The organism is Ignavibacteria bacterium (assembly GCA_017302895.1).
In the GTDB taxonomy this organism is placed as follows: domain Bacteria; phylum Bacteroidota; class Ignavibacteria; order Ignavibacteriales; family Ignavibacteriaceae; genus UTCHB3.
This window is the reverse complement of sequence record JAFLBV010000001.1, coordinates 1,417,400-1,430,692: the sequence shown is the minus strand read 5'-3', so window position 1 is coordinate 1,430,692 and position 13,293 is coordinate 1,417,400. Positions and strand designations below refer to the sequence as shown.

The window sequence follows — 13,293 nt, the reverse complement described above, 5'->3', positions numbered from 1 at the left end:
TTGGTTTTTTCCTCGTTTAGACTGTTTAATTAAAATCAATTTCTGATGAATCACCGGTATTTACCCGGGTGTATTTTCCCCGCAAAAATGAATTTGCACCGATCAGAGAATCTTCAAAGATACATCTCTCCACCTCGGCATGGGGTCCTATAATAGAATTTTTTACTACCGACTCCGAAATTTTTACCCCCTCTGAAATGGTAACAAAGGGTCCGACAACGGAATTTATAATTACTGCGCTGGGATGTATGTAGCATGGCGGGTTAATAACAACTTTGCCACTCCCGTTTGAATCATGGTGCTTCGATAATAAAAACCTGTTTGTCTCCAATAAAGTTTCAGGTTTACCGCAATCATACCAGCCATCCACAGTGAATGGCACCATTTTCTCTCCCTGATCGAGCATCATCTGAAGTGCGTCCGTCAACTGGAATTCACCACGGGTGCGGATATCTTTGTCGATGTTGTGCTTGAGACACTCTGCAAGTTTTTCCGAATTCCTTATGTAATACAAACCCACAATAGCCATGTTTGAAGGTGGAACTTCCGGCTTTTCAACAAGCTGTTTAATTTCTCCGTCCTCAATTATTGCGACACCAAACCTGCGGGGGTCGTCTACATATTTAAGCCCTAATGCACTTGCTCCCAATGAGAAAACCTTATCCAGATCGACATCAAATATTGTATCACCGAGAATTATAAATATTTCATCGTTGCCAAAAGTATGCGCAGCCTGATATATCGCGTGACCGAGACCCTCCTGCTTCTTTTGCTCAACGAAGATAGAATCAATCATCGGAAAGTTTTTCTCGACATAATGTTTTATCATTCCGCCGAGATGACCCGTAACAAAGGTGGCTTCATGAATCCCTGAATCAAGCAGCTTCTGCAGGATATGACCAAGAATTGGCTTGTCACCTACGGTAAGAAGCACTTTTGGAATCGTATTGGTATGTGGTTTTAATCGGCTGCCGATGCCGGCTACCGGTATTATTGCTCGCATGAAGAATTTTTTTTAAATGAACAACAAAGATATTTATTTTTTTGCTTTGTAACCAAATTTCTGATCGCTATATTCAGGCTTTCTCCTTTTTCGACCAAAATGATATCAGGGGGAAAGACTTGATCATTCCAACTGCAGCAATAATCAGGTAGAAGGGAGTAATCGGCACCTTGAACCTGACACTTCCACCTAAAGGACCAATTATTAAAGTAAAATAGAGAATTGTCAGGAGTAAAAAGAAAAGAATCTCCTTCTGTCCATCTTTGTACATTACCAGGATTCCGCGAAGAACAAACGAATATATAACAGTCATATACAACAAAATAAAGGCACCCGCTACCACCAAAGGAGTTGCCTTTCTCTCAAGAAATTCATCTATATGATTGTAAGCAGGGCTTCCTTTCGGCTGAACGAGAAGCTGATCCTTGATATGCAATATTTCTGCAAGAAGATTAGTTGAAAGTGAGAAGTAAATATTTGTACTGCCAAAAAAGTGATTAACAAGGTACTCCTTCGGATGGGATTTTATAACTTGCCAACCGACTTCTGCCTCGACCTGATCCAAAATAAATGGATTGCTGAGGTCTTTTCCTGATTTTTGAACCCTGTCCTGAAGAATTGCGAGACTTGAATCCTTTGTCATCCCATACTGATTTTCATAGATCGAACTTGCGAATATATATGCGACATTGAATCCACCGTTAGTTGTATGTCCGAAGTAACCGTAAAGCACATAATTTCTTATTAACCAGGGTGAAAGAATAAGTAGCATTACTCCGGCCAAAATTGAAGCCGCCTTCCCCCCCTCCTTCCACTTTTTGCCAAAATGATACAGCAGAAATCCCGCCCAAACAATGACAAGGTAATTTGCTGCGGGTCTGATATAAACACATAATGCCAGGAAAAAAGCCGATAATATCAGTTTGTTGATCTCTGATTTCTCGACATAAAGCAGTAAACAGAAAGCAGAAGCCAATAATAGCGGAATAAACAAATTCTCTGTATAAAACATCTGAGAGTACATTATTTGATGAGGCTCAATCGCCATCAAAAGAGCTACGAGAAGTCCGGTCTTCTTTCCGAAAAACTTTGTTCCCATTTTCTCAAGAAGAAAGACTGAAATTAACCCAATAAAACAATTTAGCATCAAAACAGCCCAAGGTTTTGGACCAAAAATGTGGTAGACCAGGGCAGCAAAAAATGGATAACCAGGCGCCCAAAAAGCGTTTCCCTGATAATGTCCCTCGGTAAGACTTACTGCCAGTGAATGATATTGAGCAGCATCGAATCTGAGAACAACTTCGTTTTGTGTAATCGGGTCCCAAGGCTGAAACGAAAAAAACGCTCCCAACCTCAAAACGAGAGCCAGAACAAGTATCAACCAGATGTAATTATCCTTGTTTTGAAGGAATTTGAGACGCATAAAGAAAGAAGGAATGGAGATCAGTCCGATGATATCCTCGTATTTGAGAATAAATATTATTTTAACTAATAAATTTCGTAAAATTCCTTGAAATAAAATGACAATTCAAACAAACATCACAAAACTTTTTAACATCTCTCTCCCCATAATCTCCGGTGGCATGGTTTGGGTCTCCGGCTGGAAGCTCGCATCCGCAGTATCAGAAAACGGCGGACTCGGTCTCATCGGTGCAGGCTCAATGAAACCTGACCTTCTGAGAGAACATATTCGAAAATGCAGGGCCGCCACTTCAAAACCTTTCGGAGTTAACCTCCCGCAACTCAGAGAGGATATTTCAGCTCTTGTGGATGTGGTGCTTGAAGAAGATGTGAAAATTGTCTTTACTTCTGCGGGTCACCCAGGGCGACATATCGAAAGATTGAAATCAAATGGCGCCAAGGTTATCCATGTGGTTTCTAACATAAAGCAGGGACTCAAATCCCAGGAAGTCGGTTGCGATGCCGTTGTTGGTGAAGGAGTGGAAGCCGGAGGGCACAACGGACCAGATGAAATAACCACTCTCTGCCTGATTCCACAACTGGTTGATGCGTTAAAAATCCCTGTTATCGCTGCAGGGGGAATTGCTGACGGTCGCCAAGTAGCTGCCTGCCTAGCTCTCGGAGCATCCGGTGTGCAAATTGGGACTCTCTTTGCCGCATCACTTGAATCTTCTGCTCATCCTCTTTATAAACAGATGGTGATTGAAGCTTCAGATAACGGAACAATCCTCGGACTCCGAAATGCAGGACTCGCAAGAATGATCAAAAATCCGTTTTCACTGCAGGTTCTCGAACTCGAGAAAAAAGGGGCTACCAAAGAGGAAATCATCGAAGCTCTCGGCAGGAAACGGGAAATGCTGGGAATCTTCGAAGGGAACTACGAAGAAGGACAGTTCGAAGCCGGGCAGAGCTCCGGTTTGGTTAAGGAGATTCTGCCCGTTCATGAAATTTTTCAGAAGCTTTTACAGGAGATTTCTCTCGCCAAAACTTCTCTTGATTACTGCTTAGTTACAAAACCGGAGATATAGTCGGGAAGTCCTGACTTATAATTATGCCTTCCGGTCAGCAGAAAATAAAGAGTTTCGGGGGCAATGTCATAACCGTTGTCCCAACAGATGGTCCCCAAATCCTCATTGACCGAAAATGTCTTAAAATATTCAAAACTTTTCAGACTTTTAGACATTTCGCCTTTCCCAATAAAGATTCTCAGGTCAACAACCCCTGAAGTTCCGTCTTCAAATTCAATGTGAATTTTGTACTCATCAATATATTTGGCAATTTTTACATCGTAATACATGGCTCCTCCTAAACTAATGGGTCGATTCTAAAGACAGGTTTTTCATTTCTAATGTTATCCCAGTTTTCTTGTAGCTTACTTTTATTTTTCTTTGCCCATTCCAACACCATATTAGACGCTCTACTCGGAAAATTTCCTTCAATAATTTCCAAATCTTCGATTGAAATCAGAACAACGTCATCTCCATATCTGGCATGAAAATGTGGGGGATTATGATCATTATAGTACATGGTTATAATGATCCCATAAAAGCGAGAAATTTCAGGCATATTTAGTTACTCCCAATCTACTCCAACCCTCTCGATTTTAGCAGAGCATCAACTTTTGGTTCTCTGCCTCGGAATTTCTTGTAATTTCCCATTAAATCGACACTTCCAAGAGGTTCAAGGATATATTTTCTGTAGTCTGATGCAGTTTTTTGATCAAAGATCCCTTTTTCTTCAAACGCTTCGAAGGCATCTGCATCCAAAACAGCAGCCCAAAGATAACTGTAGTATCCCGCCTCATATCCCCAAACAGCGATATGAAGAAAGTTTGTAGTCATGTATCTTGGAAGAAATTCGGGTAGAATGCCCATTTTTGCCAAAGACTGTTTCTCAAAAGCAGCTACATCTTTTTCAGAAGGATCGGTGAGGGTATGCCAGTCGAGATCAAGAATCGATGCGGCAATATATTCACCTGTTTCAAAGCCCTGATTAAACTTTCCGGCTTTATCAATTTTCGTAATCAGGGAATCCGGTATCGCCTTCCCTGTGGAGTAGTGCTTCGCATACATCCTTAACACCTCAGGTTGAAGAGCCCATTTCTCCATAATCTGTGAAGGCAATTCAACAAAATCAGCAGGAACAGATGAGGAACCCGGATAAGTTACATTCGCAAGAAGGAAATGCAGGGCATGACCAAATTCATGAAACAGCGTCCTGACCTCATCCAGACTGATTAAAGCAGGTTTGTCCGCAGTTGGCTTTGAGAAATTCCCTACATTATAGATAACAGGAGCAATGAAATTCCCGTTAATGTTGCTCTGAAGCCTGAAATTCTCGCACCATGCACCGTTTGTCTTGCTGTCCCTTGGATAGTAATCGGTATATAAAATTCCGATATGCTTTCCCGAGGCTTCCCTTACTTCGAATGCCTTTACTTCAGGATGATACACTTCAATATCAGGTCTTGGTACAAACTGAATTCCAAAAAGCTTTGTGGAAACAGCGAATACGCCATTGAGAACATTTTCCAGTTTGAAGTAGGGCCTCAGCATTTCCTCATCGAGATCATATTTGGCTTTTTTTACATTCTCGGCATAAAACCACCAGTCCCATGGCTGAAGTTTGAATTTACCACCTTCTTTGTCGATGATTTTCTGCATTTCATCAACCTCGGACTGAGCCCGTTTCAGCGTCGGTTTCCAAACATCATACAAAAATTTATACGCATTTTCGGGCGTTTTAGCCATTTTCTTCTCGAGAACAAAATCAGCCCAGTTTTTGTAACCGAGGAGGTTTGCTTTCTGCACCCTGAGCGAAACAATTCTGGAGAGCACTTTCTTGTTGTCGAGTTCGTCGTTATTGTTTCCTCTGTTCACATAGGCTTTATACATCTTTTCGCGTAAATCCCTGTTTTGGGAAAACTGAAGAAAAGGGAGAAGTGTCGGTTTGTCAATCGTAAATACCCATTTCCCCTTCAATCCCTTGGCATTTGCTTTTTCAGATGCAGCGGAAATCATATCCTGTGACAAACCAGCCAGATCAGCTTCTTTATCAACAGTCAGGTTAAACTTGCCATTCTCTTTTCTGACATTGTCACCGTAAAGTACATTTAGTTTTGAAAGCTCCTCGTTGATCGCTCTTAGTTTTGTCTTCTGGGCTTCATTGAGGTTGGCACCACCTCTTAGAAAATCGAGGTAATAATTTTTAAGGAGGATCGATTGCTCTTCAGTCAGCTTTTCTTTATCGCGATTGTCATAAACAGTCTTGATTCTCTTGAAAAGTTTATCATTCAGATAAATATCATCCCTGTGTTTTGCAAGCATAATCGCAAACTTCTCCGATAACACCTGCATTTCCGCATTTGTAATCACTGAGACGAGATTTTGAAACACACGGTCAACTTTGGAAAGAAGTGAACCTGAAAGCTCCATAGCCTCGATTGTGTTCTTAAAAACAGGTGTTTCCCTGTTGGATACAATCTTCTCAATTTCAATCGTTTGTTGTTTTATCCCCTCCTCATAAGCGGGAAGGTAATGTTCGAGTTTTATCTCTGTAAAAGGTGGAGTGCCAAAAGGGGTTTTCCACTCTTTGAAAAAAGGGTTGTCCGCGTTATTCAAATTGTTTTTCTGTCCATTATTTGTTTGAAACATCATAATCAGTATTGCCAGACTTAAAATTGCTGTTTTCATTTTATTGCTGTCGAATTGTTTTGGAATCTGTCTGCAATCAGCAAACCTTAACCTCAAATATATCAATTTTTCTTCACCTGAATTATCCGAATCGACTTCACACACTGAATGCATGAGATATATAAAATTTAATTGGAGTCGCACCAATTCACTCAACCAAATCATACATCATAACTAATAATTAATAAGTCCCGTTTTCCCTCTTTGCAGTTTATTCCCCCTGATTTCATTAATTTTAATGTTGATATTTTTTAAATTCTATATAACACAGGCACAGCCACAATGAAGACATTTGAAATTTTCGATAAATTTGAAAAACGACATATCGGACCCAATGAACATGAAATAAAATTGATGTTGGATGAAACAGGAGTTGAATCAGTTGACCAGTTGATTGATGAAACCATCCCCGCTCATATCAGACTAAAAGAACCACTTCCCCACTTTGATGCCCTGACTGAAAACGGATACCTTGAGTACTTAAGAAATGCAGGTAAAAAGAACATAATTGCAAAATCATACATTGGTATGGGATACTATCCGACTGTAACTCCCGCGGTTATTTTAAGAAATATCCTCGAAAATCCGGGCTGGTACACACAATATACTCCATATCAGGCTGAAATCGCACAGGGCAGACTCGAAGCTCTAATGAATTTTCAGACAATGGTCTCAGATTTAACAGCTCTCCCGATTGCTAACGCTTCATTATTGGATGAGGGAACTGCAGCATCCGAAGCTATGCTGATGCTTTTTGCCAACAAAACAAACAAATCCGCGACTAAATTCTTTGTCGATATCGACATATTTCCACAGACTCTCGAGGTTTTAAGAACTCGTGCAATTCCAAAGAACATCGAACTCGTAAGCGGTGATTTTGCTTCAACTTCTCTCGATGATTCTTATTTTGGATTGATACTCCAGTACCCTTCAGGTAAAGGTGAAGTGAAGGATTACTCAGATTTTATCAGTAAAGCAAAAGCTCTGAATATCTCTTCTGTCGTAGCAACCGATCTGATGTCCCTCGCACTACTGACACCTCCCGGTGAATTTGGAGCCGATGTAGCTGTGGGTTCGTCTCAAAGATTTGGCGTTCCGATGGGTTTTGGTGGTCCACACGCAGCTTTCTTTGCCTGTTCAGACAAGTATAAGAGAGTAATCCCCGGTAGAATTATCGGTGCATCCACTGACTCAGCCGGAAACCTCGCCTTCAGAATGGCGTTGCAAACAAGAGAACAGCATATCAGAAGAGAAAAAGCAACAAGCAACATCTGCACAGCTCAGGTTCTTCTCGCCATAACTGCTTCGATGTATGCTGTTTATCACGGAGCTGAAGGCATTCGCCAGATCGCTTCAAGGATACACAGCTTTACGGGTTTGCTGGATCTTGCGCTAAAGGATCTCGGATTCAAACAAACCAATACAACCTATTTCGATACACTACATATCGAAATGACCCCGGCTCAGGCTGCGAAACTTAGAACTGAATCAGAAAGCCTCAATCTGAATTTCCGCTGGTTTGAAAATGGAAATGTAGGTATCTCTCTACATCAGACCACCAAAATTATGGATCTGATAGAGATTATCTCCGCTTTCACAACAGCTTTCGAAATGAACGATTTCAAACTCAATCTTTCTGAATTGAAGGATCTGGTACCTGAAGAATACTCTGCTCCGTTCGCAAGAACTTCAGAGTACCTAACTCATCCTGTATTCAAAAAATATCATTCGGAAACTGAGTTTCTTCGCTATGTAAAAAAACTCGAAAACAAAGACCTTTCCCTCGCTCATTCGATGATTCCACTCGGATCATGCACGATGAAACTGAATGCAACAAGTGAAATGATCGGAATAACTTTGCCTGAATTTGCATCGATTCACCCGTTTGCTCCGGCTTATCAGGTGGAAGGTTACAGGCAAATCATAGATGATCTTTCCGCTCATCTTGCAGATATTACAGGCTTCCCGGGCGTTTCGCTTCAACCAAATTCGGGTGCACAAGGCGAATATGCCGGACTCATGGTCATCAGGGAATATCATCTAAGCAGAGGCGATTTACAAAGAAATGTGGTACTCATTCCTTCCTCAGCCCACGGTACAAACCCCGCAAGCGCTGTAATGGCAGGCATGAGTGTTGTCGTAGTAAATTGCGATGATCACGGCAACATCGAAATGGAAGACCTGAAAGCCAAAGCTGAACAAAACAAGGATGTGCTGGCTGCACTCATGGTTACCTACCCCTCGACGCACGGCGTATTTGAGGAATCGATTATCGAAATTTGCGAAGTGATTCATAAATTTGGCGGTCAGGTTTACATGGACGGTGCAAACATGAATGCACAAGTGGGACTGACTTCACCAGCAACCATCGGTGCTGATGTATGTCATCTGAACCTGCATAAAACATTTGCCATTCCTCACGGTGGCGGTGGTCCCGGTGTCGGACCTATCTGCTGTGCAGAGCAACTGAAACCCTTCCTTCCCTCCCATTCTGTCGTCAAGACAGGCGGAGAGAACGGCGTAACGGCAATTTCTGCAGCTCCATTTGGAAGTGCACTTATACTCGTAATTTCTCTCGGATATATAAAGATGCTCGGTTCCGAGGGTATCACAAATGCGACAAAAATCGCAATTCTGAACGCCAATTATATCAAATCGAAACTTGACGGTTACTACAAAACCCTCTATTCAGGCAAAAACGGAAGAGTCGCCCATGAGATGATCCTCGATATGAGGGAGTTCAAACACTCAGCACATATTGAAGTGGAGGACATGGCTAAAAGACTGATGGACTATAGCTTCCACGCACCGACTGTTTCCTTCCCTGTAGCCGGTACTCTTATGGTTGAACCTACGGAAAGTGAGTCACTCTACGAACTCGACAGATTCATCAACGCGATGATCGCCATCCGTGAAGAAATAGCGGAAATCGAAAAAGGCATCGCTGATGTTAACGACAATGTTCTGAAGAACTCTCCTCACACCCAACTGGAATTGATGACTGACGATTGGAACCATTCATACAGCAGAGAAAAAGCTGCCTTCCCGATTCCGTCTCTGAAAGCGGGAAAATTCTGGCCAACCGTAAAAAGGATAAACTCCGCCCTCGGTGACAGAAACCTTGTTTGCACATGTACACCGATTGAAGAATACATGTAATCTCTTATGAAGCACTTTAGAAGGCTGTCTCAAAAAGGCAGCCTTCTTCTTTTTAATAAGAAAAACTCATAACCAATAACTCATAATTCACAACTCTCTTTTCTGTTAACAACTATTTACACCTCTTTAATGATCCACAATTATTATATTTGGATTTTAATTAATGGTGAAGCTAATGGATATCTGTAATCTTCTTAAGACATCAAAACACATCTGCATAGTCGGAATCTCCGACAAACCGGGAAGAGACAGCGGACGCATAGCGCTTATGCTGAAAAACGAAGGCTACCATGTCTCCGGAGTCCATCCGCATTTGAAAGAGATGGCAGGAATAAAAGTCTACCCTTCTCTCACGGATGTCCCGGGTGATATCGATATCGTGGATGTTTTTATGAATTCGAACAGAATCCCTGAAATCATGGATGATGTCCTTGCCGTAAAACCGAAAGCTCTTTGGCTACAGCTTGGAATCAGAAACGACGAGGCAGTTGCCCCTGCAGCGGAAGCCGGTATCATAACGATACAGGATCAATGTATAGCTATAGAATATCGTTTTTGCAAAAGCAATCAAAAAGTTGTGCAATCATTTGGTGCTATCGGTTGATTAAAGCCTCGCTGACACTTTTTTTTGTTTTCCTCTTTTCCGGGTCCCTGTTAAGTCAGGATACTTCGGCCACAGGTATCTTCAGAGTTGATTCCATTTCAATTACAGGAAATGATATCACCGACGACGATATCATCCTCGCCGAACTCGGGTTTGGTCCCGGAGATGAAATTGATTCCCTGATACTGGAGTACAACCGGAAACGAATATACAGCCTGCAGCTCTTCACTTCCGTTGACATGATTCTGACAAAACAGGATTCCCTAAATCTCCTCACAATTGCAGTGAAAGAGAGCTGGTATATCTACCCGATCCCTTTTGTCGACAGAAACGACAAAGACTGGACAAAACTCTCTTTCGGTCTCGATGTAAAGATTTTCAATTTCAGGGGAAGAAACGAACTCCTCTCGGGCAGGGCTAAACTTGGCTATGACCCCGGTTATTCGCTCAACTACAATATCCCTTATTTTCTTCGCGATCAGCAGATTTCCCTCCAAACGGATGTCAGTTATACCACAAGAAAAAACAAAAGCGATGTTGCGGAAATTGTCTATGGCGAGTCCTTTAAACAACAGGTGCTTAGAGCTGCAGTTTCTCTTGGTAAAAGATTCTCTCTTTTTCACAGGGTTTCAGTCACCGCAGGTTACAATTATATCGAAACCCCTCTTTATATACCAGGAATAAACGCCTCCTCTTCCAACATTGACCGTTACGGATTCATCTCCTTCAGATATAATTATGACACCCGAAACCTGAATATCGCCCCGACGAGTGGTTTATGGTTTGGTACCGATTTCACTTATAAAGGAATCGGCAACAGTGAAGTCGATTACAGTATCCTTTCTTTCGATGTAAGAAATTACAGACATCTAAGCGGAATTTTCTACGGGAAGTTGCGGCTGGCGATGAGGGAAGCATTCGGGAAAAACATCCCGTTTTACGATATCTCTATTCTTGGTGTCGATGACCGGGTCCGCGGTCACTACAATGACCATCTTGAAGGAAACGGACTGATAACCGGCTCTTTCGAAACCTGGTTCAATGTTCTCGAGGATTTTCCGATTGAGTTCAAACTGCCCGTTATACCCAAGAGCCTGACCCGTTACAGAGTCAGCGTTGGTTTTCAGGCATTTGTAGATCTTGGAATATCCCGACCCTCCGGAAGCGGATATCTGCTCGACAGAATGCAAAAAGGGTACGGTTTCGGTGTCACCATCTCGGTGCTTCCTTATAATGTCGCTAGAGCTGAAATAGCTTTCGATGAAAATGGTAAATCACAACTGATACTCGACATTGGACTCTCTTTTTAACAAATCGCACCCTTACGATGAAATCCTCCTCGCAAAATGTGATGAGATCGCGGCACTTCTTGCCCTCGAAATTGAGGATATGGATTTGCCTGTAACCCTGTCGTCCGGACTGAATCCCAAAAACATCTATCACGCCTTTCTAACTCTGGAATCAGGTGGAAAAAGAATCGGCGGCGTAAGCATCTGGTTCAGCCCTAAAAAAGGGACATTCAAAATTACAACCGACAAAACTTCTGACCCCCTTGCTAATCAACTCTACCAAACGATTATTGAACCGCAGTTGAATGAAGAAGTGGTACCCGATCTTGCAGGCTGGCACATCTATACAGACGGCTCTTTCAATGGTACTTCTGCTGCCTGGGCATATGTTATTCTGCAGAACGGGGAGAAAAAATTTGAAGCCGCCGGGCTCGTAACAAATGAGGAACATACATCCTCATGGCAGATAATCGGTGAATTTACTGCTGTGATTCATGCACTTGTCAAATGCGACTCAATGAACATCAGTGAGGCAACACTTCATTATGATCTTGATCTCATCGGGAAAATAGCTACAGGCAGATACAACGCCAAAGCCCCTGTCTCACAGTTTTATCTCCAGTCACTCAGTAAGACAAAAGTTGCCGTGAACTGGAATAAAGTAAAAGCTCATTCGGGCGTCAAATGGAATGAGTATGTGGATAAACTTGCAACAAAAGCCCTCACAAAAAAATCAGACCTGGACCTGGACTCCCTCTTCCTCATAGAGTTCAGCCAATAGTTTTTTACCCTGATTTAAATCTCCCTGATTTTTTGGGAACTTTTTCCCATCTTATTTGGTCTAATACATTACAGACCGTACGAGTGATGTGACAGAACTAACATTTATGTGTTACAACTTCTTTTTTTCGCCAAATATTTTGGTAAATTGAAAAAAAGCCGTATTTTGCAAGAGAAAAATTTGGAGCCTTTATAATTTCTTAGCTACACCTTTAATTAATAACGACAGGACTGCCACACCAGGCGTTGATTGTTACTTTTTGCGTTTATTAATATTTATTCACTAATTCATTGGAGTAGCGATGAAAAGCGTAGTTGCAAAAATCGAAAACCCGTTATCTGATCTTATCTCAGACGAAATTTACGAACTCCTTTCGAGCCACAGCTTGATTGATGAAAAATCGGTTCGCGATTATCAGATCAGAAAGAAATTTAAACAACTTAGAGCTGGTAAAGTTTCTGCCGGTGATGCTATCGATACCATCCGTGAGGAATACCCTTACTTGCAATTCGATACCATCCGTAAAATAGTTTATCAGATCACTAAATAAGCTGTAATTAAATAGTTTGCATAGTTACCCCAACTTGCATATATTTCCGGGGCAATTAGAATTATTTATCTAACGGATTTGTTCACCAGTTCTTCCCCTGACTGGTGAACCAGTTAAGTTGCCCGGCGATCCCCCTTGCCGGGCTTTTTATAATTTAGGATTCAATCATGGCAAAAAAAATTCAAGGAAAATCTACTTCAAGCAGATCTTCTTCAAGGCAGGTTCCTTTATGGAAAAGCCCTTCCCCCTTTAACATCTATTTCGATACCGTCAACTATCTCCTTCTCGCATCAGGTATTGTGGCTCTTATTATAGGTTTTGTCCTCCTTTCACAAAAACCGTGGGATAATCCTGCTTCTCTCGTCTCTGCTCCCCTTATCCTCGTGGCAGCTTATGTTCTTATTCTTCCCGTTGCCATTCTTTTTCGCAAAAAGGGCAAAGCAGAGAACGAAGTTAAAGAGTAGCCCTTAGATGTTCCTCGCAAAGGTTCATGGAAATGTAGTCTCTTCAGTTAAAAATAAGGAACTGACGGGTCAAAAACTCCTCCTTGTCCGTAAAATTGACCTCGAGGGGAACTTCATGGACAACAAAGACATCATCGCCATCGATTATGTTTCTGCCGGTCCCGGTGATATCGTGATGGTCACTCAGGAAGGCGATGCTGTACAGCAAATTATTAACAATAAAAAATCCCCCGTCCACACGATAATCGTTGGTGTTGTCGATAAAATCTCCGTAACAGTTTGACACAATA

At 41.9% G+C, this 13,293-nt stretch carries 13 protein-coding genes; 8 read left to right on the top strand and 5 right to left on the bottom strand.

Features of this window, described 5'->3' with window-relative positions:
- Window positions 1-25: 25 nt before the first annotated feature.
- Both J0L60_05575 and J0L60_05570 read right to left on the bottom strand, forming a co-directional pair.
- On the bottom strand, window positions 26-1,003 hold the full coding sequence (locus tag J0L60_05575; GenBank protein ID MBN8545590.1) for an NTP transferase domain-containing protein: 978 nt from the start codon (window positions 1,001-1,003) through the stop codon (window positions 26-28).
- 73 nt (window positions 1,004-1,076) lie between these two features.
- Window positions 1,077-2,426, bottom strand: a complete 1,350-nt coding sequence (locus J0L60_05570; GenBank protein MBN8545589.1) for a glycosyltransferase family 39 protein — start codon at window positions 2,424-2,426, stop codon at window positions 1,077-1,079.
- A 103-nt stretch (window positions 2,427-2,529) separates the two neighbouring features.
- Here J0L60_05570 and J0L60_05565 point away from each other — a divergent pair, with 103 nt between their 5' ends.
- Window positions 2,530-3,492, top strand: a complete 963-nt coding sequence (locus J0L60_05565) for a nitronate monooxygenase (protein MBN8545588.1) — start codon at window positions 2,530-2,532, stop codon at window positions 3,490-3,492.
- Here the strand turns inward: J0L60_05565 and J0L60_05560 are convergent.
- The 3 genes from J0L60_05560 to J0L60_05550 are packed head-to-tail and all read right to left on the bottom strand — an operon-like array spanning window position 3,462 to window position 6,156.
- Complete coding sequence (locus J0L60_05560; GenBank protein ID MBN8545587.1) at window positions 3,462-3,761, bottom strand: DUF2442 domain-containing protein; 300 nt, start codon at window positions 3,759-3,761, stop codon at window positions 3,462-3,464. The genes J0L60_05565 and J0L60_05560 overlap by 31 nt on opposite strands.
- Window positions 3,762-3,769: 8 nt before the next feature.
- Entirely contained in the window at window positions 3,770-4,030 is a 261-nt protein-coding gene (locus J0L60_05555; GenBank protein MBN8545586.1) for a DUF4160 domain-containing protein, read from the bottom strand.
- Between the two features lie 17 nt (window positions 4,031-4,047).
- Window positions 4,048-6,156: a M3 family metallopeptidase gene (locus J0L60_05550; protein MBN8545585.1), complete on the bottom strand. Its 2,109-nt coding sequence runs from the start codon at window positions 6,154-6,156 to the stop codon at window positions 4,048-4,050.
- 282 nt (window positions 6,157-6,438) lie between these two features.
- Here J0L60_05550 and gcvP point away from each other — a divergent pair, with 282 nt between their 5' ends.
- The 7 genes from gcvP to J0L60_05515 all read left to right on the top strand — a co-directional run bounded on the left by gcvP (window position 6,439) and on the right by J0L60_05515 (window position 13,286).
- The gene (gcvP, locus tag J0L60_05545) at window positions 6,439-9,315 is read left to right on the top strand and encodes an aminomethyl-transferring glycine dehydrogenase (GenBank protein ID MBN8545584.1); all 2,877 of its coding nucleotides are present in this window, start codon (window positions 6,439-6,441) and stop codon (window positions 9,313-9,315) included.
- A gap of 163 nt (window positions 9,316-9,478) precedes the next feature.
- A complete protein-coding gene (locus J0L60_05540; protein ID MBN8545583.1) occupies window positions 9,479-9,919 on the top strand; it encodes a CoA-binding protein in 441 nt (146 codons plus the stop codon).
- The gene (locus J0L60_05535) at window positions 9,916-11,229 is read left to right on the top strand and encodes a BamA/TamA family outer membrane protein (protein MBN8545582.1); all 1,314 of its coding nucleotides are present in this window, start codon (window positions 9,916-9,918) and stop codon (window positions 11,227-11,229) included. The genes J0L60_05540 and J0L60_05535 overlap by 4 nt, the downstream gene beginning before the upstream one ends.
- Window positions 11,213-11,989 carry a hypothetical protein gene (locus tag J0L60_05530; GenBank protein ID MBN8545581.1) on the top strand — a complete coding sequence of 259 codons (777 nt, stop codon included), beginning with the start codon at window positions 11,213-11,215 and terminating at the stop codon, window positions 11,987-11,989. The genes J0L60_05535 and J0L60_05530 overlap by 17 nt, the downstream gene beginning before the upstream one ends.
- A gap of 301 nt (window positions 11,990-12,290) precedes the next feature.
- On the top strand, window positions 12,291-12,539 hold the full coding sequence (locus J0L60_05525; GenBank protein MBN8545580.1) for a hypothetical protein: 249 nt from the start codon (window positions 12,291-12,293) through the stop codon (window positions 12,537-12,539).
- 167 nt (window positions 12,540-12,706) lie between these two features.
- Window positions 12,707-13,003 carry a hypothetical protein gene (locus J0L60_05520; GenBank protein MBN8545579.1) on the top strand — a complete coding sequence of 99 codons (297 nt, stop codon included), beginning with the start codon at window positions 12,707-12,709 and terminating at the stop codon, window positions 13,001-13,003.
- 7 nt (window positions 13,004-13,010) lie between these two features.
- Window positions 13,011-13,286 carry a EutN/CcmL family microcompartment protein gene (locus J0L60_05515; protein MBN8545578.1) on the top strand — a complete coding sequence of 92 codons (276 nt, stop codon included), beginning with the start codon at window positions 13,011-13,013 and terminating at the stop codon, window positions 13,284-13,286.
- Window positions 13,287-13,293: the final 7 nt, after the last annotated feature.

Excerpts from the sequence above, each read along its gene's own strand:
- J0L60_05525 (MBN8545580.1), top strand. The coding sequence starts at position 12,291 with ATGAAAAGCGTAGTTGCAAAAATCGAAAACCCGTTATCTGATCTTATC.
- J0L60_05520 (MBN8545579.1), top strand. The coding sequence starts at position 12,707 with ATGGCAAAAAAAATTCAAGGAAAATCTACTTCAAGCAGATCTTCTTCA.
- J0L60_05550 (MBN8545585.1), bottom strand. The coding sequence starts at position 6,156 with ATGAAAACAGCAATTTTAAGTCTGGCAATACTGATTATGATGTTTCAA.
- J0L60_05570 (MBN8545589.1), bottom strand. The coding sequence starts at position 2,426 with ATGCGTCTCAAATTCCTTCAAAACAAGGATAATTACATCTGGTTGATA.
- J0L60_05555 (MBN8545586.1), bottom strand. The coding sequence starts at position 4,030 with ATGCCTGAAATTTCTCGCTTTTATGGGATCATTATAACCATGTACTAT.
- gcvP (MBN8545584.1), top strand. The coding sequence starts at position 6,439 with ATGAAGACATTTGAAATTTTCGATAAATTTGAAAAACGACATATCGGA.
- J0L60_05575 (MBN8545590.1), bottom strand. The coding sequence starts at position 1,003 with ATGCGAGCAATAATACCGGTAGCCGGCATCGGCAGCCGATTAAAACCA.
- J0L60_05515 (MBN8545578.1), top strand. The coding sequence starts at position 13,011 with ATGTTCCTCGCAAAGGTTCATGGAAATGTAGTCTCTTCAGTTAAAAAT.
- J0L60_05540 (MBN8545583.1), top strand. The coding sequence starts at position 9,479 with ATGGTGAAGCTAATGGATATCTGTAATCTTCTTAAGACATCAAAACAC.
- J0L60_05560 (MBN8545587.1), bottom strand. The coding sequence starts at position 3,761 with ATGTATTACGATGTAAAAATTGCCAAATATATTGATGAGTACAAAATT.